Here is a 20,717-nt window from a genome sequence, read left to right as displayed (position 1 = left end):
AAGCATGATGAAGATCTCTGAAGTCATGACCCGTAACGTACAGACCGCACGCCCTGAACAGACGCTGCGGGAAGTCGCCAACATGATGGCCAGCATCGACAGCGGCGCGATCCTGGTGAACAACGAGGACCGGCTGGTCGGCATGATCACCGACCGCGATATCGTCATTCGTGCCGTGGCCAAAGGCCAAAGCTGCGATATGCCGATCAGCAGCGTCATGAGCAATGACATTCGCTATTGCTTCGACGACCAGGAGGTCGACGAAGTGGCCCGCAACATGGCCGATATCCAGCTGCGGCGCCTGCCGGTGGTCAATCGCCAGAAACGCCTGGTGGGCGTGGTGTCCCTGGGCAATATCGTCAAGGCCCACGATAGCCAGGCCAACAGCACGGTGCTGCAGGGCGTGGCCAAGGCCCATTGATAGCCTGGCCCCAGACGGCTGTGGCCGAGCGGCCACGGCCGGTATCTACCCGGTGGGCCGGCGCAATGGCGAGGCAGCCGTCGGCCCCGGGTTCTGTCGTCGCCCGGTGAGACGGCGCGACGGTTGCCCCAGAGGTTTTGCCCGGCGTGACCTCAACGCCGGACCTTCACCACGGCCATCAGCAGCGCCGAAGACAGCACGCCGAGGGTCATGAACACATAGGCCGCCCCGGGATTGCCGGTAAGGCCGATCAGATAGCCGACGATCCACGAACCGACAAAGGCCCCCAGCGCGCCGCAAGCGTTGATCAGGCCGATCGCCCCGCCGAACACATTGGCCGGGAGCACTTCCGGGATCAGCGCGAAAAACGGTCCGTAAGGCGCGTAGAGCGCGGCGCCAGCAACGGTCAGCAAGGCGAACGACAGCCAGAAGTGCGACGGCCCCAGCAAGTACGAACAGAAGAACGCCAGCGCGCCCACCCCCAGCAGCGGCCAGACAAACGACTTGCGCCGCCCGGAGCGGTCCGATGCCCAGGACACCGCGAGCATGGCGGCGACGGCGGCGACATAAGGCACCGCGCTCAGCCAGCCGACCGTGACGATGTCCGTGGCGGCCGCCTGCTTGATGATGGTCGGCAGCCACATGATGAAACCGTAGACGCCGATGCTCCATAAGGCATGCACCGCACAGAGCTGGATCACCAGCGGGCTGGTGAAGGCCTGGCGATAGTTACGCACGGCCTTCAGGCCTTTCTGCTCTTCGGCGAGGATGGCGGCCAAGCGGTCTTTTTCCTGCCGGCTGAGCCAGTCGACCTGCTCGGGCTTGTCCCGCGCCAGGCGCCACCAGACAAACGCCCACAGCACCGCCGGCGCGCCTTCGATGACGAACATCTCGCACCAGCCCCAGGCATGAATCAGGTAGCCCGAGACCACCGACATCCACAGCACCGTGATCGGGTTGCCCAGCACCAGGAAGGTATTGGCCCGCGAGCGCTCCTGGCGGGTGAACCAGTTGCTGATGAAGATCAGCATCGCCGGCATCACCGCGGCTTCGACTATGCCCAGCGACACCCGGATCACCATCAGCATCGGGATATTGGTCACCAGGCCGGTGGCCATCGCACACAGGCCCCACAGAATCAGGCTGCAGAACACCAGCTTGCGCACGCTGTAGCGCTGCGCGTAGATGGCGCCGGGCACCTGGAAGAAAAAGTAGCCGAGGAAGAACAAGGCGCCGATCAGTGACGAGGTGCTCTTGCTGATGCCCAGGTCCTGTTCGATGCCCGCCGCGCTGGCGAAGCCATAGTTGGCCCGGTCCAGATAGGCCAGGCTGTAGGTGATGAAGATCAGCGGGATCAGGTACAGCCAGCGCCTGGGCGCGAAGCCCGTGGCGGTGGTTGGCGCATGCCCGGCCTGGTCGCGGGTGTGCGGCGGCAGTGCCGGTTCGTTGAGATGGCTCATGGGTGTCCCCTGTTTGTTGTTGTTTTTCAGGTATGGGTGCGGGGCTCAAACGACGCTGGTCAATCCTCCGTCGACAAAGATCGTCTGGCCATTGATGAAGTCCGAGGCCGCCGAGGCCAGGAACACCGCCGTGCCGCACAGCTCCTCGACCCGGCCCCAGCGCCCGGCCGGCGTGCGTTTGCACAGCCATTGGGAAAACCCCTGGTCGTCGATCAGCGCCCGGTTCATTTCGGTCGCGAAATAGCCCGGGGCCAGGCCGTTGGCCTGGATGCCATGGCGCGCCCATTCGGCGCACATGCCTTGGGTGAGCATCTTCACCGCGCCCTTGGACGCCGCGTAAGGGGCGATGCTCGGCCGGGCCAGCGCGCTCTGCACCGAGCAGATGTTGATGATCTTGCCGCGGCGCCGGCCGATCATGTGCCGCGCCACGGCCTGGGACACATGGAACACCCCGTCCAGGTTGACCCGCATCAGCGCGTGCCAGTCCTCGGCGGCGAAATCCTCCAGCGGTGCGCGCCGCTGGATGCCGGCGTTGTTCACCAGGATGTCGATGGCCCCGACCTGCGTCTCGAAGGTGTCTATGGCCTCGAACAGCCCGGCGCGATCGGTGACGTCGAACACCGCGATCTCCGCGCCGATGCCCTCGTCGCGCAACTGCCGGGCAGCGGCCTGGGCCTTGTCTCTATTACGATCGTTGATCACCACCTTGGCGCCGGCGGCGCCCAGGCCCCGGGCCAGTTCCAGGCCAATACCCTTGCCTGAACCGGTGATCAGGGCCCTTCTCCCATCAAGCTGGAAACAACCGGGATTGAATGACATGCTTTTCTCCGCAAGACGGCCGCTGTTTTTTAAAGGGGCCTTGCGGGCACTTCAACGCAGCTGGCAGGTGCTGTCCAATCGTCATTGGTGATCTGGTAATCAACCCTCGTGATCACCGCCTCGAATCGTTTTCAGCCTGGAGTCGCCCGATGGAAATCAAACACCTGCGCTCGTTCGTGACCCTGGCAGAAGAGCTGCATTTCGGCCGCGCGGCGCAACGGCTGGCCATCGTCCAGCCGGCCTTGAGCATGCAGATCAAGCTGCTGGAGGAGGAATTGGGCGTGCGCCTGTTCGAACGCAACCGCCACGCCGTGGCGCTGACCGAAGTCGGGGCGATCTTCCTGCCCGAGGCCCGCGCGACCTTGCATCAGGCGGCTCATGCGATGGATGTGGCCAGGGCTTCGGGCCGTGGGGAAATCGGCCGCGTGCGCCTGGGGTTCGTTTCCTCGGTACTGCCGGAGTTCCTGCCGACGCTGATCCGCGCCCTGCATCAGCGCTTCCCGCGCATCGAGCTGGAACTCAAGGACATGCCGGGGCCGGACCAGGCCGCGGCGCTGAAAAACGGCCAGCTGGACTTCGGCCTGATGCGCCTGCCGGCGATCATTCCCGGCATCCAGACCCGGGAGGTGTTGCAGGAGCGTTTCATGGTCGCGCTCCCCAGCGATCATCCGCTGGCCTCGTGCGCCACCCTGCAACCGGCGGCGCTGGCGCAACTGCCGGTGTTGATCCTGGCCAGGCGTTACGCCCCGGGTTTTCACGATCAACTGATGCAAGTGCTGAACAGCCATGGCCGGCAACTGGAAGTCGCCGCGGAACTGGGCGAGTTCACCACCATGCTCGCCCTGGTGTCCGCCGGGCTCGGCATTGGCTTGCTGCCCGCCCACGCCGGACGCGCATTACCCGCCAACGTCGTGGTCCGCCCCCTGGAACTGGGGGATTACCGGGCGAGCACCGGCCTGGCCTGGGTGGAACTGGACAATGCCCTGAAAAGCACCGTGTTCGGGGTGATCGGCGACGTGTTCTTTCGGGGCCGCGGGCAATGACTTTCGGCGACAGCCCTGGACCGAGGATTTCCTCCTGGCAGCCCCGTTCCAGGATTATCGGCATGCTAAAGTCGGTTCAATTTTGCCAATCGTCCAAAAAGGTGCCCCATGGATCCGCTTTCCGGTGTCCTTTCGCTACTGAGAATCCGTAACTACCATTCGGCGGCCTTGAAGCTGGGCGGCGATTGGGCCTTCGACTTTCCCAGCCGGGCCGGCATCAAGTTCACGGCCGTGGTCAAGGGCAGCTGCTGGGTCAAGGTCAGTGGTGAACCCACGCCGCAGCACCTCCAGCAAGGCGATTGTTTCCTGATGACCCGGGGCCTGCCCTTTACCTTGTCCAGCGATCTGTCTGTGCCGGCCATGGATTCCGCAGGGTTCTTTCAAACCCCAGCCCCGGACGAACTCACCCTCGATTACGGCGGCGACGATGTACAACTGGTGGGCGGGCGTTTCGACTTCACCGGCATCCCCACCCGGTTCCTGCTCAGTACCCTGCCCTCGCTGGTGCATGTGCAGGGCCACTCGCCGCAGGCGTCGATCCTGCGCTGGGCGCTGGAACGCTTTACCGCCGAACTGCAACAGCAGCGGCCCGGCCGCTCGCTGATGAACGAACACCTGGCGCACATCATGCTGGTCGAGGTGCTGCGAGCCCACCTCGCGGCCCTGGAACGCAACGGCCTGGACCGCGATGACATGGGCTGGTTTTTCGGCCTGGCGGACCGCAACCTCAGCGCCGCTCTGAGCGCCCTGCACGCCGCTCCGGCGCGACGCTGGACAGTCGAGGAACTGGCGCGGCTGGCGGCCATGTCGCGCTCGGCCTTTGCCCTGCGCTTCAAACAGATCGTCGGCGCCGCGCCGATGGAATACCTGACCCACTGGCGCATGCTGCTGGCCGGCGATCGCCTGAGAAACTCCAGCGACTCGGTGGCGACCATCGCGTTTTCCCTGGGCTATGAATCGGAGAGCGCCTTCAGCACCGCGTTCAAGCGGGTCATGTCGCACTCGCCACGCCAGTACCAGCGCGAGCAGTCGGCCGCCGTCGAGGCTGATTCCAAGGCTGATTCCAAGGTTTAGTGCAGACCGCCGCCGATCACCAGGATTTCGCCGGTGATCCACCCGGCGTCACTGGACGCGAGGAAGGCCACCGCGGGTGCGATGTCCTCGGGCTTGCCGATCCGCCCCAGGGGGGTGATGGCTTCGATCTTCTGCCGGAAGGCATCCTCGAAAAAGCCGCTGGCATGCACGCCTTCGGTGACCACCAGCCCGGGGTTGACCGAGTTGACCCGGATGTTCTTCGGCCCCAGTTCGTTGGCCAGGGTCCTGGTGATGGCGTCCACCGCGCCTTTGGAGGCGGTGTAGACCGTCGAATGGGCCGGGGTGAACGAGGTGACGCTGGAGCTGATATTGACGATGCTGCCGCCGTCCGGGTTGAACACGCCGACCGCTTCGCGGGTGCACTGAATCAGGCCCAGGACGTTGAGGTTGAACTGGCGGTGGAACTCCTGTTCATCGATCTCGGCCAGGGGCGCGGTGGAATAGACGCCGGCGTTGTTCACCAGGATATCGAGATGGCCGTGCTCATGGACAATGGCCTTGAACAGCGCCTTCACTTCCAGGGCATTGGCGACATCCGCCTGGATGGCATGGGCGCGACCGCCCGCCTGCAGGACCTCTTCGACCACCCGCTCGGCCTCTTCGCGACCGCGGCTGTAGTTGACGATCACCGTGGCGCCGTCCCTGGCTAGTTGCTTGGCGATGGCGGCGCCGATGCCTTTGGACGAACCGGTGACCAGGGCGATTTTCTTGTGCAGTCTTTTCATTCTCGTGTGCTTCTCTTGCAGGTTCAGAAACGCTGACCAGGCCTTGAACAACTGGCCTTTGGTCGACGAACCCAGCTTATGAGCGACGCCACGAACGGGTAATAGCCGGTCCTCCAGAATAGCTTCGCCATCGTCCAGAGACGCGGCGACCCTTTGCACCACCGCTTCTTCGATGGCCCGCTCATAAGCTGCAGGGCGTGGCCAAGGCCCATTGATATCCTGGCCACAGCCGGTGTTTACCGGTGGGCTGATGGCATCCAGGCGTTGACTGGCCGACCTTCGGTCCCCAGGCGGGAACACCCTCTCTTCGGCGACGTCTTCTCTGTATCGACCCTGGCAATTCAGATCCTCTGCCTGGAAGGAGGCTGCGCCATGAACCCACGCAAAGGCCGGCAGGATATCTCCGGGCGTGGCAAGGAGCCCGTCAGTAGGCTCCAGGCGCTGCTGCGCCGCTACGCCGAACCCTTGCCCGCCCTCGAATCCGCGGCTTTCGGCGAGCTGTTCGACCGTTATGCCGACGCCAGGGTGGTGCTGATCGGCGAAGCCAGCCACGGCACCCGCGAGTTCTATCGAACCCGCGCGGCCATCAGCCAACGGCTGATCACCCACCACGGCTTCGGCATCGTCGCCATCGAGGCCGATTGGCCCGACGCCGGACACATCGACCGGCATGTGCGCGACCTCGGCCCATCCACCGCCGGGCAGCAGGCGTTCAGCCGCTTTCCGAGCTGGATGTGGCGCAACGTCGAGGTGTGCGACTTCATCCGTTGGCTGCACCGCCACAATCGCCCCCTGCCCGCGCAGCAGCGCGTCGAGTTTCGTGGGCTGGATGTCTACAGCCTGCGCAATTCCATCAGCGAAGTGCTGGCCTACCTCGATCGCACCGACGCCCGGCTGGCGCATGAAGCGCGTCACCGTTATGGCTGCCTGACGCCCTGGCAGGACGACCCGGCGCTGTATGGCCATTTCGTCGAGCGCGGGCACGAGGCTTCCTGCGAGGAGGCGGTGGTCCAGCAGTTGAACACCTTGTTGAGCGAACGCCTTGCCAGCAACCCTGAAGCGCTGTTCAGCGCCACTCAGAATGCCCGGGTTGTACGCTCTGCCGAACAGTACTACCGGGCCATGTACCGAAGCTCGGCCGCCTCCTGGAACCTGCGCGACAAGCACATGTTCGATACCTTGCAAGCCTTGCTCGCGCACCGTGGCGCGGGCGCCAAGGCGGTGGTCTGGGCGCATAACTCGCACATCGGCAACGCAGCGGCGACCGACATGGGCTGGCGCGGCGAATTCAACATCGGCCAGCTGTGCCGCACGGCCTACGGCGACGCTGCGGTGCTGATCGGCATGAGCACCGACCGCGGCCAGGTGGTGGCCGCTGATAACTGGGACGGTGACATGGGGATCAAGGAGGTGCGGCCTTCCCTTGCGGACAGCTGGGAGCAGCAGTTTCTCCAGGCGGGCATTCCCGCCTCGCTGACCGACTGGCGCGCCCCCGAGCGCGAAGACCTGCGCCAGGCGCTATCCGAGCCGCTGCTGGAGCGGGCGATCGGCGTCATCTACCGGCCCGCGACGGAGCGCCAGAGCCATTATTTCCAGGCGGTGCTGGGCGAGCAGTTCGATGCGCTGGTCTGGCATGAAACGACCGGTGCCGTTACCCCGCTGCCGGTGGCGAGCGGTCTCAGTCATGAAGAAGACACCTTTCCTTTCGGGGTATAGGCCTCCCCCTTGGCGATGAACAACCCCAGCGAGGGCCCCACCATGAACCCTGAATCGCACTATCCGAAAGCATCCACATCGGCCTCCGGGATCGCCCCCGAAGAACGCCCCGGGCAGCCGGACCCTGGCGACGAGGAAGAACAGAGCCGTGGCCTCGATGACGCCGCCACGCCTGGCCCTGCGCAAGGCAACGAGCAGGAGGCCGAGGACATCGCCAGGAAAATCGCCGAGATAGAAAGGAAGGTCGCCGACGGCAACTGAGCCCCTCGGCCCGGCAGCACTCAGCGCCCCTGCGGCTCTTCGAGCATGCGCTTGGGGTGCATGCCATTGACCATGCCCATGAACGGCGCGTGGATCGAGTACCCCAGCATGCGCTGGATATGTTCGCTGCACTGCCGGGCGACATGGCGCGGGGTCGACAGGATGAAGTTCTCCTGCTGGCGCGCCCAGGGTTCGCAGTACTGCGCCGTCAGCGCCAGGCGTGGCGCGCCGCTGCGATTGGCGCCGCCGCCGTGCCAGAGGGTGCCGAGGAAAAACACCACCGAGCCCTTGGGCATGACCACCGGCAGCACGGCGGCCTGTTCGGCGGCGGTGGGCAGGCGCCCGTCCCACAGATGGCTGCCGGGAATCACCACGGTGGCGCCGTTGTCGTCGGTGAAATCATCCAGGGCCATGATCGTCGCCGCGCCATAGGCCGGCCGCGGGCGGGCCATGGGATAGAAGGCGTCGTCGTAATGCAGGTGCTGGGCGCACTCGCCCGGCAGGATATTGATCGCCTGCAACTGCGACAGCAGGTAATTGGGCGCCAGGAGTCGGTCCAGCAGGCCCAGGATCAGCGGGTGCTCCACCAGCCCATCGCAGACCCGCGTTTTCGCAATCACCGCATACAACCGCTGGGTGCGTGCGCCCTCGAACGAGTTGCGCCCGGTCTGGCAGAAACGTCCCAGCAGATCCTCGCGCATGCGACTAACCTGCTGCTCATCGAACAGCCGTTCGAGCACCACGAAGCCGTCGCGTTGCAGGCGGGCCATCAGCTCGTCGAGCTGCGCGGCGGGCACGGCGGGCTGGGTACCGGCGGTGGACAGGTAGGTCCGGGCGCAGCCGTTGCGCAGGTAGTCGTGCCGCTCGGGCAAGGTTGTTGTAGTCATCGACTGGCTCCTGGGAGTGGGTCGCATCAATCTGCCGGACTCTGGAGTGCCCGCCAATGACGCTTTGCCTCAAATGACATGACCCGCCCTTACCCGCACTGGATCGTCGCCCCGACCATTCCCGCGCGTTTTGTGCGCGAGATGCTGGGGCAACTGCGTCTCGACGCCGACGCACGCGCCGCGCTGCTCGAACGCTGCGACTTGCCCAGGGAGGCCCTGCGCGACGGCTATCGCGTGGCGCCGCTCAACTACCGCGCCTTGAGTCGCCTGGCCGTGGGCGTCGGCGCCGACGAAGCCTTGGGTTTCTTCGCCCGCACCGTGCCGCCGGGCAGCTTCGAGCAATTGCTGCGGCTGCTGGTGCACCTGCCGACCCTGGCCGATGCCTTCGAAGAGGCCGCGCGCTTCTACAAGCTGTTCGACGATTCGCCGCCCTGGCGCCTGGAAAAGCACGCCAGGATTGCCCGCCTGTTGCTGACGCCGCGCCCCGGGGCGCAAACCGACTCGGTGCTCTGGCCGCATATGCTGCTGTTGGCGCTCTGGCACACCGGCAGCTGGCTCACCGGCGAAACCCTGCCGCTGCGGCGGATCGTCCTGCCCGGGCACCTCGGCGCCTTCACCGCGCAAACGCGCTTTCTGTTCGGCCGCCAACCGGCTTTCGCCACGCAGGCATGGCTGGAGCTGCCGGCGGTAAACCTGCAGGCGCCGCTGATGCGCCGGCCGGCGGAGGCGGCGCGCTTCGCCCGCCACCTGTTGCCGGCGGTGATCGCCCCCGGCCCGCTGGCCAGCTTCGAAGCCCACCTGCGCGCCTTGCTGTGCGCCGCCGAGCCCTTTGCCGGACTGTCGGAACTCGAGGCGGCCAGGGCCCTGGGCATTTCGCGGCAGACCCTGGCCCGCCGCCTGGCGGCGCTCGGCGTGACCTTCCTCGGGGTGCGCGATGAATTGCGCCGGGACCTGGCCTGCACCCTGCTCGCCCGCGGTTCGGTGAGCGTCGCCAAATTGGCCGAACGCCTGGGCTACTCGGAACCCAGCGCCTTCCAGCGCGCCTTCAAACAATGGACCGGGCTGCCACCGGGGGCCTATCGCGGCGGCCGGCGCTGAGCGGCCTGGTTTCCCCTTAAGGATTTTTTCACCGCCCCCGTTCTCGAACACCGCATAAACCGGCATGCTGCGCCACCCTGATCGCCACGGCAGCGGGCCACCCACCGGGGAATTTATGCCGCGATGGCGCGGTCTATGCTCGTCAGGGCTGGTGAACAGCAAAAGAGGACATGACAGATGCGGCGAGTGAGACAGAACCGCTGGGGGATGGGGCTGTTGGCCCTGTTGCTGTGTATTGCGCTGCCGGCCTTCGCGGCCCCGGCGTCCGGGCCGCAGAGTGTTGCCCGCAATCAGCTGCCGCTGCTGGCCGAGGGCGCGGATCTTGAGCAGCTCAACGACCGGCTGGAGCTGATCCGCCAGAGCGTGTCGGCGAGCGGTAACGACGACCTGCTCTCGGACCTGCGCCAGGCCGCGCTGCAAGTGCAGAAGCAGGCCGACAGCCTGATCGCCCTGCGCGCCACCGATATCGAGCGCCTGGACGACCAACTCAAGGTCCTCGGCCCACCGTTGCCCGACGAAGCGCCCAGCCTGACCAGCCAGCGCCAGGTGCTGAGCGTGCAGAAGGACAACCTGCTCGACGAAGAGCGCCAGGCCAACCTGCTCAGCCAGTCCGGCCGCGACCTCGCCGCGCAGATCATCAACCTGCGGCGCAGCCTGTTCAATTCGCAGATCAGCACCCGCTCGGCGAGCCCCCTCAGCCCGGCCTTCTGGTCTACGCTGATCCGCCCGACCGAAGATGACCTCGCACGCCTGAACCGTCTCTCCGATGAAGCCTTGACCGCGTTCGATACGGCGCTGGCCCCTGGCAATCGCGGGCTGTTCATTACCACGCTGGTCATCGTGGCGCTGATCTGGGTGGTCGGCCGGCGCCTGCTGGAACGCCTGGCGATCTGGTCGATGATCCGCTGGCTGCCCGAAGGCCGCCTGCGCCGCAGCGCCCTGGCGCTGACCGTGGGGCTGGCGACCGTCGTCACCATCAATGCCGCCGCCTCGCTGCTGCGCTGGGGGCTGGTCAACAGCGCGACGCTGAGCGCCGATGTGCTCAACTTGATCGGCCAGTGGCTGAGCCTGCTGATTTTCTGCTCCTTCATCGTCGGCCTCGGCCGCGCCATGTTGATGTTGTCGCGGCCGTCCTGGCGCCTGCCGCCGATTCCCGATCAGATCGCCACGGCCCTGGGGCCGTTCCCGCTGATCCTCGCGCTGGCGCTGCTGCTCACCGCCGGCGAGGAGCGGATCAACAGCGTGATCGCCAGCAGCCTGGCCCTGACTGTGGCGGTCAACGGCCTGACGGCGCTGGTCATCGCGCTGATCTTTTTCTTCGCCCTGCTGCGCCATCGCCGTACCCGCCGACGCTTCGAGCTGGAGCGCCCCACCGGCATCGCCGGGCTGCTGCCCTTCATCGTGACGGTCTGGGTGGCGGTGATCCTGCTGTCACTGCTCAGTGGCTACCTGAGCCTGGCGTACTTCCTCACCGTCAAGCTGCTGTGGATCAGTGTGGTGACCACCAGCGCCTACCTGCTGATCGCCTGCTTCGGCGACCTCTGCGAAACCCTGCTGTCGCCCAAGCAGCCCGGCGGCCTGGCGCTGGCGGCGGCCCTGGGCCTGTCGCCGCGCCACCAGGCCCAGGCCACCACTGTACTGGCGGGCATCGGCCGGACCCTGCTGCTGTTCACCGCGGCGCTGCTGGCGTTCATGCCGTCCGGGTCGAGCCCGGGGGAACTGCTGGAAGGCTTAGCCCAGCTGGATGTCAGCGGCCGGTCCCTGGGCAACCTCAACATCGTGCCCCAGGACCTGCTGCTGGCGGCGGCGTTCCTGGTCGGCGGGATGTTCGCCGTGCGTGTGTTCAAGCGCTGGCTGAGCGAGCGGCTGCTGCCGGAAACCAACATGGACGCCGGCATGCGCGCCTCGCTGGTGACCCTGGTCGGCTATATCGGCTTTGTCCTGCTGGCGATCGTGGTGATGTCGACCCTGCGGATCAACCTGACCAACCTGACCTGGGTGGTCAGCGCCCTGTCGGTGGGTATCGGTTTCGGCCTGCAGGCCATCGTGCAGAACTTCATTTCCGGGTTGATCCTGCTCACCGAGCGGCCGGTGAAGGTCGGCGACTGGGTCAGCCTGGCCGGGGTCGAGGGCGATATCCGGCGGATCAACGTGCGCGCCACGGAAATCCAGATGTCCGACCGCTCCACGGTGATCGTGCCGAACTCGCAGTTCATCTCGCAGAACGTGCGCAACGTAACCATGGACAACGCCCTGGGCGTGGTCGGCATCACCCTGACCCTGCCCCTGGAAACCGATGTGCTGCAGGTGCGCGAGCTGTTGCTGCAGGCCTATGCCGAGCACGAGGCGATTCTCAAGGCGCCGGCGACCTCGGTATCGTTCAAGGACTTGACCAGCAATGGCCTGATCATCAGCGTCAGCGGCTACGTCGGCAGCCCGCGCTCGGTGTCCGGTGCCCGCAGCGACCTGCTGTTCACCATCCTCGGGCGCCTGCGCGAAGTGGGCATCGCCCTGTCGTCGCCGCAGAACCTGATGCTGATCAGCGACAGCCAGGACAAGGCGGCTGGCGAGCCACCGGCCCAGCCTAGCGCATGAACCGGCCCCTGCAGGGCGCACCGCCGGCGAGCGCCCTGTTTTTTATCTTGCGGTGGGAAGCACTGAGCTATCGTGGCTAAGGCCCTGGCAACTTTTTTCAACGAGCCGCAGCTGTCATCAAGGAACCCGATGACAGCCCTGTTTCACTCCCGGCAAGACAAGGAACACCATGGACGGAAAACTCGACATCAGCCCCGAAGATATTGCCCTGGAGTCGAAACGACTTCCCGCACTGGCGGTCACCATCGCCTTCCTGATGGTGGTCGCGGTGTCGATTCTCAGCATCTATGGCATCCAGGTCATCAACAGCAAGGCCCATGAACTGGCGCAAGCCCGGCTGATCTCCGGCAACCTGGCCCTGTCCATGGCACAACAGGCGACCGATACCTTCGACGAAGCCAACCTGATCCTCGAAGAGCTGATCGAGCGCCTCGACGACCTGTCGCCCCAGGCCCTGGAAAAAACCCAGAAGCTGCTGAAAAAGCGCGTGTTCACCACCGAACAGTTGCACGGCCTGTTCTTCTATGACCGGGAAGGCAACTGGGTGCTCACCTCGTTCGACTACAAGCCGCCAAAGGCGAACAACTCGGACCGCGACTACTTCAAGTTCCACCGCGAGAATGCAACCCTGTCCCCCAGGGTTGGCGCGGCCCTGCGCAGCAAGACCACGGGCGACTGGGTGATCCCGTTCTCGCGCCGGGTCAACGACGCCCAGGGCAACTTCAAGGGCGTGGTGCTGGCGACCATCAAGATGGAGTACTTCGACAAGTTCTTCGATCGTTTCAGCATCGACGACAAGGGCGCGATCTTTCTCGCCCTGCCCCAGGGCACGATCATCGCCAGGCGGCCATTCGACGAGAAGCTCATCGGTGCGTCCCTGGCCCGGGGCGAAATCTTCTCCGTGCACATACCCCGTGCCCCCGCGGACACGGTCATGGTCAAGTCGATCATCGACGGCGTCGACCGCCTGTTCGGCTATCGGGTGCTGTACAAGTACCCGCTGGTGGTGGCGGCGGCCAACTCCCAGGAGTCCATTCTCAGCAGCTGGCGTGCCGATACCTACCAGCTGACCGCAATGATCGCCGTGGTGCTGCTGATCAATCTGCTGGTCGGCATCCTGTTGTTCAAACAGGTGCGCAAGGGCCTGCGGGTGGAAAGCCATTTGAAGAAAGCCCGCTCGGTGCTGGAGACCCTGGTGTTGCAGGACGGCCTGACTGGCCTGGCCAACCGCCGGCACCTGGAGCGCAACCTGGAACTGGAGTGGCTGCGAGCGGCCCGGCAGCGCTCGTCGATCAGCCTGATCATGCTCGATATCGACCACTTCAAGAGCTTCAACGACCGCTATGGCCATGTGGCGGGCGACCATTGCATCTGCGCCGTCAGCCGGGCCATCAGCCAGTGCGTGCGGCGCCCCTCGGACCTGGCGGTGCGCTACGGCGGCGAAGAGTTCGCGGTGCTGCTGCCGGACACCGAGCCTGGCGGCGCCTACGTGCTGGCCGAGAGCATCCGCCTGGCGGTACAGGAACTGGCGATCGAGCATGTCGACAACCCCGGCGGCGTCGTGACCATCAGCCTCGGCGTCTACAGCTGCGTGCCCGCCACGCCCGAGTTCAAGACCCTCTTGATGCAGGCCGACTCGGCGCTGTACATGGCCAAGCACGCGGGGCGCAACCAGACCGTGCCGACCTTGTAAGCGGCTCTAAGCTCTAAGCTCTGAGCGGCAAGCTGCAAGAACTACAAGCTCTAAGCTTGCCGCTTCAGACCCCACGCTCCTCCAGCAGGCGCACGAAGTGGGTCAGGCTGCGCGATACTGTGCCGCGGCGCCAGATCAGCCAGGTCTGCAGGAAACGGAACGGCTGCGCCAGCTGCCAGATGCTCACCGTGCCGCAGCCCGGCATGCTTTCCAGCATGCTGCGCGGCATCAGCGCCAGGCCGGCGCCGGCACTGACGCAAGCCAGCATGCCGTGGTAGGACTCCATTTCGTGGATCTTGCCGGGCACCGCGCCATCCTCGCTGAACCAGCGCTCGAAGTGATGGCGGTACGAGCAGTTGGCGCGAAAGGCGTAGATGCTCTCGCCGTTGACGTCGCGCCCGCGGGTGATGGGCGCATGCCCCAGCGGCGCGATGATGAGCATTTCCTCGTCGAACACCGGCACGCCTTCCAGGCTCGGGTGCAGCACCGGGCCATCGACGAAGGCCGCGGTCAGGCGCCCGGACAGCACGCCATCGATCATGGTCCCGGAGGGGCCGGTGGACAGGTCCAGCTCGACCTTGACGTGCTTCTGGTTATAGGCCGCCAGCAAGGCCGGAATCCGCACCGCCGCCGTGCTCTCCAGGGAACCCAGGGAGAACGGGCCCTGGGGTTCTTCGCCGGCGACCGTCAGCCGCGCTTCCTGCACCAGGTCGAGAATCCGCCGGGCATAGTCGAGGAAACTCCAGCCGGCCGGCGACAGGCGCAGGCGGCTTTTCTCGCGGATAAACAGCTCCACCCCCAAATCCTGCTCCAGCTGCTTGATCCGCGTGGTCAGGTTGGATGGCACCCGATGGATGAGTTGCGCCGCGGCGCTGATGCTGCCCTGCTCGGCCACCGCCTTGAAGATTTCCAGCTGCACCAGGTCCATCTCATTCTCCAAACGTGAAAGATAGGCTCTTTATTATTCAGTTTTCATAAGCCCTGTACCAGCCTAACCTGCGGCCATTCCCCAGCCCACAGGACGCTGCCATGACCCCGGTTTCCAGCCAGACCCACGCCCTTTCGATCAACCCCGCCAACGGCGAGCAGATCGCCCACTACCCCTATGAATCCGCCGAGGCGCTGGACGCCGCCCTCGCCCGCGCCGCCGCGGCCGCCGCCCAGTGGCGCCGCAGCAGCCTGGAACAGCGCTCGGCCCTGTTGCTGGCCCTGGCCAAGGCCCTGCGCGACAACGGCGAAACCCTGGCCCGCAGCATCACCCTGGAAATGGGCAAGCCGATGACCCAGGCCCGCGGCGAGATCGAAAAATGCGCCCAGCTCTGCGAGTGGTACGCCACCGAAGGCCCGGCGATGCTCGCCCCCGAGCCGGCCCCGGTGCCGAGCGGCAAGGCGCGCATCGAGTACCGGCCGCTGGGCCCGATCCTTGCGGTGATGCCGTGGAACTTCCCGATCTGGCAGGTGCTGCGCGGCGCGGTACCGGCGCTGATCGCCGGCAATACCTACGTGCTCAAGCATGCGCCGAACGTCATGGGTAGCGCCTACCTGCTGCTGGAAGCCTTCCAGCGCGCCGGTTTCCCGCAAGGCGTGTTCGAGGTGATCAACGTCACCGCGGACGGCGTCTCCCGGGCGATTGCCGATCCGCGGATCGCCGCCGTGACCCTGACCGGCAGCGTGCGCGCCGGCATCGCCATCGGCGCCCAGGCCGGCGCGGCCCTGAAGAAGTGCGTGCTGGAACTCGGCGGTTCCGACCCCTTTATCGTGCTCAACGACGCCGATCTGGACGCCGCCGTGCAGGCCGCGGTCATCGGCCGTTACCAGAACACCGGGCAAGTCTGCGCCGCCGCCAAGCGCCTGATCGTCGAGCAAGGGGTGGTCGAGGCCTTCACCGAGAAGTTCGTCGCCGCCACTCGCCGGCTGGTAGTCGGCGATCCGCTGGCCGACGCCACCTACATCGGCCCCATGGCGCGCTTCGACCTGCGCGACGAACTGGACGAGCAAGTGCAGGCCACCTTGAGCGAAGGCGCGACCCTGCTGCTGGGCGGCGCCAAGGCCGAGGGCCCGGGCAATTTCTACCTGCCGACGGTGCTGGCCGGCGTCACCGACCGGATGACCTCGTTCAAGCAGGAACTGTTCGGCCCCGTGGCCTCGATCATCAGTGCCCGGGATGCCCGACACGCCCTGGAACTGGCCAACGACAGCGAATTCGGCCTGGCCTCGACTATTTACACCCGGGATGTCGCCCTGGCCGAACGCCTGACCGCCGAGCTGGAAACCGGCGGCGTGTTCATCAACGGCTATTGCGCCAGCGATCCGCGGGTGACCTTCGGCGGCGTGAAGAAAAGCGGCTTCGGCCGTGAGCTGTCGCACTTCGGCGTCCGCGAGTTCTGCAACGCGCAGACTGTGTGGCTGGACCGCAACTGATCCCCCACCCCCGATATCCTGTTCCTTCAGCCACCCGTCGTGTCACGGTCAGCGGCGGTCATCGGACAGTGGCGTCGGCTCGTTCGGTTCCGGCAGATCGGGGATCATTGGCCGTTCCCTGTCATCGTCACGCCGCTTATCGCGTTCGGCATCGCCGTTGACGTTGGGATCGACCACCGGGTCGTGCCGGCGAGCCGGTTGCAGAGGGTCGGGTTCAGGAGTGCGGGGCTCGCTGGGGTCATGCATCGACTGGGACATGGTGCACCTCACGGCAGGCCCGGTGAATCCGGGCCCTACTCCGTTAGGCAGCGGGCCGGGCCAGGGGGTGCAAGGCAATGGATGAGCGGTCGCCCGGCCTCCTGGCCAGACACCTGCTCAGCGAAACTTTCGCCGCCACCCGGGCTCAATCGTAGAGCCAGGTCACGCACCGTGGCCCGCACCGGGAGGCCGTCCGATGACCGAGCACATCGTGCATTTTCACTGCCAGATCGACCAGGGCACCACCGAACGCTTTCGCGACAGTTGCCTGGAAGCCATCGAACAAGGCGCCACCTCGCTGCTGCTGAATCTTTCCACCACCGGCGGCAGCACCAACTTCGGCTTCACCCTCTACACCTTTCTCAAATCGCTGCCGGTGCCGCTGTGCGCGATCAACGCCGGCAACATCGAGTCCATGGGCATCATCATGTTTCTCGCCGCCAACCGGCGCATCACCGCGCCGCATTCGCGCTTTCTGATCCACCCGATGAACTGGTACTTCAGCCAGAGCTCGGTGGATCATCAGCGCCTGCGCGAATACCTCTCCAGCCTGGACAACGACCTGGCGCGCTACGTGAAAATCTACGAGCTGGAAACCGCCGACGCGGCGACCCAGCTGGACATTTTCAAATGCCTGTCGGCCGAGGAAAAGGTCATCGCCGCCCATGAGTCGCTGGCCTACGGCATCGCCCACGAGGTGCGCCAGGTGGTCTTCGCCGACGACGTCAGGCACTGGAAAGTCTCGGGCGGCTGATCGCGCAGCCCCAAACACATGGCCCATGGCCCGAGCACCCAACCGATGCTCGCCCGCTACGAGCACTATAAAAAGCGCCGCCGAAGCGGACGGGCCATGGGCATGAACGCGCAGGCTGGAACCGGCATGTATACGCACCCTCGCGGCCAGTCCATTCGTCGTTCCGCAAGAAACTTTTTCAAACTTTCGTTTGCGGTTGTGTTTCCCAATCTTGCGAGGTGTCAAATCGCTCACTATCGAGGATTGAAAAAATGGCTACCAGCGGAAAAAACCCACTCATGGGCAACAAGGACACTCAAAAACCCTCCCCGGCCGGCAAGAAATCCGGCGGCCAGGGCTCGGGGGGCAACATCCCCGCCGATCGGCAAAAAGCCCCTGACGCAGGCAAGAAAGGTGGCACCCAAGGCTCTGGCGGTGGTACCCGCAAAGCCTGATCCACAACGCCGGAGTGTCGTCCCTGACGCACTCCGGCTTTTTTTGCCCGGACCGCCCATGCCACCGGCCTGCCCGCGCCGGTTGCCGTCGAGCGCGACCGGCTATGCTTGCACCACGGCGAAACCACGTTAGCCAGCCTTCGATGAAAAGCGACGCATGAAAATAGGCCTGATCTCCGACACCCATGGCTTGCTTCGTCCCGGCGCGCTGGCGGCGCTGCAGGGCTGCGCGCATATCCTGCATGCCGGTGATATCGGCGACCCGCAGATGCTCGCCACCCTCGGACACCTGGCGCCGGTGACCGCGGTATTCGGCAATGTCGATCAGCCCCATGACTGGGCCCGGGCATTGCCCCATCACGTCACCGTGCAGCTCGCTGGTGTCGACCTGCTGCTCTGCCATGTCCTGGCCGAGGTGCCGAAACCTCTGCCGCCGGGCGTGCGGGTGGTGGTCACCGGCCACTCCCACCGACCGCTGCAGTTCTGGCAGGACGATGTGCTCTACATCAACCCGGGCAGCGCCGGGCCAAGGCGCTTCAAGTTGCCGGTCAGCCTCGGCTGCCTGACCATCGAGGCCGGCCAGATCGAAGGCCGGTTGATCGAACTGGCTGTCTAGCGGCCTGGCCCGGGCATGACCGGCTATCGGAGCGCGCCCATCGGCCGGGCTTTGCAGGGTCCACACTTAATCCAGCGATTGGCGGCGTTCATGACGAAAGCCGTGCGAAGCCACTTGGCCGGGCCGCGTTGCGCCCTCGAGCAGAAGATTCCGTACCCGGCCCCGCGCCCCCGAGAAGGTGGCGCGCAAGGATGGCCGAGGGCGCGCAATGCGCAGGAGAAAAGCGATGACCTTTTATGTCGTGGCCCGCCTCGACCAGTTGCCCGAAGACCGCGGCACCCGGGTCCAGGTCGGCGCCGAAGCCGTACTGCTGATTCGCACCGGCGATCAGGTCCGGGCCTACCAGGCCGATTGCCCCCACGCCGGGGCGCCGCTGGAACAGGGCGCGGTGTATCAGGGGCGGCTGATCTGCCCCTGGCACAAGGGCGCCTTTGCCTGCGACAGCGGGCTGGTCTGCGAGCCGCCTCCGCTGGCGAGCCTCAAGCGCTACAAAGTCGACATCCGCCATGACAACCGGGTCTGGGTTGCCGACCAGCCCATGGCCGAACCCGCCCCGCCACGGCAGGCCGACTCGCGCCGGCTGTTGGTAATCGGCGCCGGCGCTGCCGGGGCCGCGGCCGTGGCGACCCTGCGGGCCAGGGGTTACGCCCGGAACCTGACCTGGATAGACAAGGAGGCGCGACCCGCCTATGACCGCACCGCCTTGAGCAAATACGTGCTGGCCGGCGAAATGCCACCGGCGGAGGTTCCGCCCCTGCTCGAGCCGGAGTTCTATCGCAAGGCCGATCTACAGATGCTGCAGGCCGAGGTCCTGCGCCTGGACCCACGTCGGCGGCAGATCCTGTTGGCCGACGGCCAGCGCCTGGACTACGACGCCGCGCTCCTGGCCACCGGCGCCGAGCCGCACCTGCCGGCCATCGAAGGCGCCGACCTGCCGGGGGTGTTCATGCTGCGCTCGCGGGAGGATGCCGCGCGCCTGCTGGAACAGGCCCGTCCCGGTAAACGCGTGGCGATCGTCGGCGACAGCTTTATCGGCCTGGAAGCCGCCTCGGCCCTGCGCAAACGCGGGCTGATGGTGCACCTGATCGGTCGCCACCCGGTGCCGCTGCAACGCCAGTTGGGCGAACGCATCGGTAGCACCATACGGGCCCTGCACGAACGGCACGGGGTGATCTACCACGCCGGTTGCGAAGCCCGGGCCCTGGTCGGCGAGGGCCAGGTGCAACAGGTGGTCCTCGATAACGACCAGCGCATCGCCGTCGATCTGGTGCTGTTCGGCATCGGTGTCAGCCCTGCCACGGCCTTCGTCGAAGGCCTCGACCGGGCCGAGGACGGTTCGCTCAAGGCCGATGCCGGCCTGGCCGTGGCCGATGGCCTGTGGGCGGCCGGCGATCTCGTGAGTTACCCCTGCGACGGCCGCTCGCAGCGCATCGAACACTGGCGCGTGGCCCAGCAACAAGGCCAGCTCGCCGCCTGCAATATGCTCGGCGAACAGCTGAGTTTCAGCGTGGTGCCGTTCTTCTGGACCTACTTCTACGACCAGACCTTCGAGGTGCTCGGCCATGCCCGCCGCTGGAACCAGATCGTCTTCGAGGGCGAGCCGGAGCAGTACCGCTTTATCGCCCTGCTGTGTTTCAACGAACAGGTGGAGTCGGTGGTCGCCTGCGAATACCCGCGGGCCATGGCCCTGTTGTCGCAGCGCATGCAGCGGCCGCTGTCGCGCAGCGAGGCCCTGGAGCTGATCCATGGCACGCCGGAATAGCCTTGACCCGCGCCCATCCGCGCGCTGCCGACAACCACTCGGCAGAGCCATGGAACCCCCGGTAAAAGGCGATTCTCCAAATTCAGGCAGGGTCTCGATATCTCGGCCAGCGGCCGAGGCACCCGGTGCAAGGTGAATACCCATGGGCTCAGGTGTCTTGCCGTGGCCGGCCCTATGCAGGATTAAGGAGGACGATGCATCCATGAGCAGGACAGAACGAATCAACCGCGAGCTGGCGAACAACGCCCGGCTGTTTGCCGAAGCCGACCGCCTGGATGTCCAGGCCTATGAGCTGCTTAACACCGACCATGTCGACGACGACCGCCTGGCCCTGTTCAGCAGCGCCAAGCAGCGGGCCAACGAAAAATACCTGGAAGCGCGCAACGACTGGCTGCGCATCAAGCAGTTGATGGACGGCACCGACTGAAGCCCCCGCGCCGGCGGGAAGATCCGGGATGCTGGGTTTGCGGTCGCTGCGTCGGAATGCCGCCCAAACCGAGCGCAGCCTCGCAGGCTCGGCAACGGCTACAGGAGCCACGTTGCCTGTGTAGCCGCTGCCGCAGGCTGCGCACGACCGCGCAGCGGGCGCTGGACCGGACACCGCGTTTTTCCAGGCAGACCACGGACTCAGGCTTTGCAGCAACTGCGTTGCCGTACGT

20 protein-coding genes are annotated in these 20,717 nt (G+C 65.8%); 14 read left to right on the top strand and 6 right to left on the bottom strand.

The genetic code is table 11. The features are described from left to right. Window positions 1-7 precede the first annotated feature (7 nt). Complete coding sequence (locus PMI20_RS15140) at window positions 8-421, top strand: CBS domain-containing protein (RefSeq protein ID WP_007925499.1); 414 nt, start codon at window positions 8-10, stop codon at window positions 419-421. Between the two features lie 152 nt (window positions 422-573). On the opposite strand, the gene PMI20_RS15135 is transcribed toward PMI20_RS15140, so the two are convergent. Further along, window positions 574-1,881 carry an MFS transporter gene (locus PMI20_RS15135; RefSeq protein WP_007925498.1) on the bottom strand — a complete coding sequence of 436 codons (1,308 nt, stop codon included), beginning with the start codon at window positions 1,879-1,881 and terminating at the stop codon, window positions 574-576. Window positions 1,882-1,926: 45 nt separating this feature from the next. Beyond that, on the bottom strand, window positions 1,927-2,700 hold the full coding sequence (locus PMI20_RS15130) for an SDR family NAD(P)-dependent oxidoreductase (protein WP_007925497.1): 774 nt from the start codon (window positions 2,698-2,700) through the stop codon (window positions 1,927-1,929). A gap of 149 nt (window positions 2,701-2,849) precedes the next feature. Here PMI20_RS15130 and PMI20_RS15125 point away from each other — a divergent pair, with 149 nt between their 5' ends. Both PMI20_RS15125 and PMI20_RS15120 read left to right on the top strand, forming a co-directional pair. After that, window positions 2,850-3,743 (top strand): LysR family transcriptional regulator, encoded by an 894-nt coding sequence (locus PMI20_RS15125; RefSeq protein WP_007925496.1) that lies wholly within the window; start codon window positions 2,850-2,852, stop codon window positions 3,741-3,743. 108 nt (window positions 3,744-3,851) lie between these two features. Further along, a complete protein-coding gene (locus tag PMI20_RS15120; protein ID WP_007925495.1) occupies window positions 3,852-4,817 on the top strand; it encodes an AraC family transcriptional regulator in 966 nt (321 codons plus the stop codon). Here the strand turns inward: PMI20_RS15120 and PMI20_RS15115 are convergent. Then, on the bottom strand, window positions 4,814-5,563 hold the full coding sequence (locus PMI20_RS15115; RefSeq protein WP_007925493.1) for an SDR family NAD(P)-dependent oxidoreductase: 750 nt from the start codon (window positions 5,561-5,563) through the stop codon (window positions 4,814-4,816). The two genes, PMI20_RS15120 and PMI20_RS15115, sit on opposite strands and share 4 nt — an antisense overlap. A gap of 372 nt (window positions 5,564-5,935) precedes the next feature. Here PMI20_RS15115 and PMI20_RS15110 point away from each other — a divergent pair, with 372 nt between their 5' ends. Then, window positions 5,936-7,279, top strand: a complete 1,344-nt coding sequence (locus PMI20_RS15110) for an erythromycin esterase family protein (RefSeq protein WP_007925492.1) — start codon at window positions 5,936-5,938, stop codon at window positions 7,277-7,279. Window positions 7,280-7,321: 42 nt separating this feature from the next. Further along, a complete protein-coding gene (locus PMI20_RS15105) occupies window positions 7,322-7,540 on the top strand; it encodes a hypothetical protein (RefSeq protein ID WP_007925490.1) in 219 nt (72 codons plus the stop codon). A gap of 20 nt (window positions 7,541-7,560) precedes the next feature. Here the strand turns inward: PMI20_RS15105 and PMI20_RS15100 are convergent, their stop codons facing one another. Further along, the gene (locus tag PMI20_RS15100; RefSeq protein WP_007925488.1) at window positions 7,561-8,427 is read right to left on the bottom strand and encodes a phytanoyl-CoA dioxygenase family protein; all 867 of its coding nucleotides are present in this window, start codon (window positions 8,425-8,427) and stop codon (window positions 7,561-7,563) included. A 78-nt stretch (window positions 8,428-8,505) separates the two neighbouring features. Between PMI20_RS15100 and PMI20_RS15095 the strand changes: the two genes are divergently transcribed. The 3 genes from PMI20_RS15095 to PMI20_RS15085 all read left to right on the top strand — a co-directional run bounded on the left by PMI20_RS15095 (window position 8,506) and on the right by PMI20_RS15085 (window position 13,813). Then, window positions 8,506-9,525, top strand: a complete 1,020-nt coding sequence (locus PMI20_RS15095) for a helix-turn-helix domain-containing protein (protein ID WP_007925486.1) — start codon at window positions 8,506-8,508, stop codon at window positions 9,523-9,525. Window positions 9,526-9,702: 177 nt separating this feature from the next. Beyond that, window positions 9,703-12,120: a DUF3772 domain-containing protein gene (locus tag PMI20_RS15090; protein WP_007925483.1), complete on the top strand. Its 2,418-nt coding sequence runs from the start codon at window positions 9,703-9,705 to the stop codon at window positions 12,118-12,120. A 169-nt stretch (window positions 12,121-12,289) separates the two neighbouring features. Further along, on the top strand, window positions 12,290-13,813 hold the full coding sequence (locus PMI20_RS15085) for a sensor domain-containing diguanylate cyclase (protein WP_007925481.1): 1,524 nt from the start codon (window positions 12,290-12,292) through the stop codon (window positions 13,811-13,813). A gap of 64 nt (window positions 13,814-13,877) precedes the next feature. Here PMI20_RS15085 and ptrR read toward each other — a convergent pair whose 3' ends face one another. Beyond that, the gene (ptrR, locus tag PMI20_RS15080; RefSeq protein ID WP_007925480.1) at window positions 13,878-14,741 is read right to left on the bottom strand and encodes a putrescine utilization regulator PtrR; all 864 of its coding nucleotides are present in this window, start codon (window positions 14,739-14,741) and stop codon (window positions 13,878-13,880) included. Between the two features lie 101 nt (window positions 14,742-14,842). Here ptrR and PMI20_RS15075 point away from each other — a divergent pair, with 101 nt between their 5' ends. Continuing rightward, window positions 14,843-16,234 carry an aldehyde dehydrogenase family protein gene (locus PMI20_RS15075; RefSeq protein WP_007925478.1) on the top strand — a complete coding sequence of 464 codons (1,392 nt, stop codon included), beginning with the start codon at window positions 14,843-14,845 and terminating at the stop codon, window positions 16,232-16,234. Between the two features lie 48 nt (window positions 16,235-16,282). Here the strand turns inward: PMI20_RS15075 and PMI20_RS15070 are convergent, their stop codons facing one another. Next, complete coding sequence (locus PMI20_RS15070; protein WP_007925476.1) at window positions 16,283-16,492, bottom strand: hypothetical protein; 210 nt, start codon at window positions 16,490-16,492, stop codon at window positions 16,283-16,285. 196 nt (window positions 16,493-16,688) lie between these two features. Here PMI20_RS15070 and PMI20_RS15065 point away from each other — a divergent pair, with 196 nt between their 5' ends. The 5 genes from PMI20_RS15065 to PMI20_RS15045 all read left to right on the top strand — a co-directional run bounded on the left by PMI20_RS15065 (window position 16,689) and on the right by PMI20_RS15045 (window position 20,485). Beyond that, on the top strand, window positions 16,689-17,246 hold the full coding sequence (locus tag PMI20_RS15065; RefSeq protein WP_007925475.1) for an ATP-dependent Clp protease proteolytic subunit: 558 nt from the start codon (window positions 16,689-16,691) through the stop codon (window positions 17,244-17,246). Between the two features lie 251 nt (window positions 17,247-17,497). Further along, on the top strand, window positions 17,498-17,680 hold the full coding sequence (locus PMI20_RS15060; protein WP_007925473.1) for a hypothetical protein: 183 nt from the start codon (window positions 17,498-17,500) through the stop codon (window positions 17,678-17,680). A 157-nt stretch (window positions 17,681-17,837) separates the two neighbouring features. Continuing rightward, window positions 17,838-18,296, top strand: coding sequence for a metallophosphoesterase family protein (locus tag PMI20_RS15055; protein ID WP_007925471.1), 459 nt, complete (start codon window positions 17,838-17,840; stop codon window positions 18,294-18,296). 226 nt (window positions 18,297-18,522) lie between these two features. After that, the gene (locus PMI20_RS15050; protein WP_007925469.1) at window positions 18,523-20,058 is read left to right on the top strand and encodes an FAD-dependent oxidoreductase; all 1,536 of its coding nucleotides are present in this window, start codon (window positions 18,523-18,525) and stop codon (window positions 20,056-20,058) included. Between the two features lie 202 nt (window positions 20,059-20,260). Beyond that, the gene (locus PMI20_RS15045) at window positions 20,261-20,485 is read left to right on the top strand and encodes a hypothetical protein (RefSeq protein ID WP_007925467.1); all 225 of its coding nucleotides are present in this window, start codon (window positions 20,261-20,263) and stop codon (window positions 20,483-20,485) included. The last annotated feature ends 232 nt before the right edge of the window (window positions 20,486-20,717 follow it).

Origin of the sequence: Pseudomonas sp. GM17 (assembly GCF_000282175.2) — a bacterium.
In the GTDB taxonomy this organism is placed as follows: domain Bacteria; phylum Pseudomonadota; class Gammaproteobacteria; order Pseudomonadales; family Pseudomonadaceae; genus Aquipseudomonas; species Aquipseudomonas chlororaphis.
The sequence above is the reverse complement of the archived record's forward strand: the minus strand, read 5'-3'. Positions and strand labels throughout refer to the sequence as shown.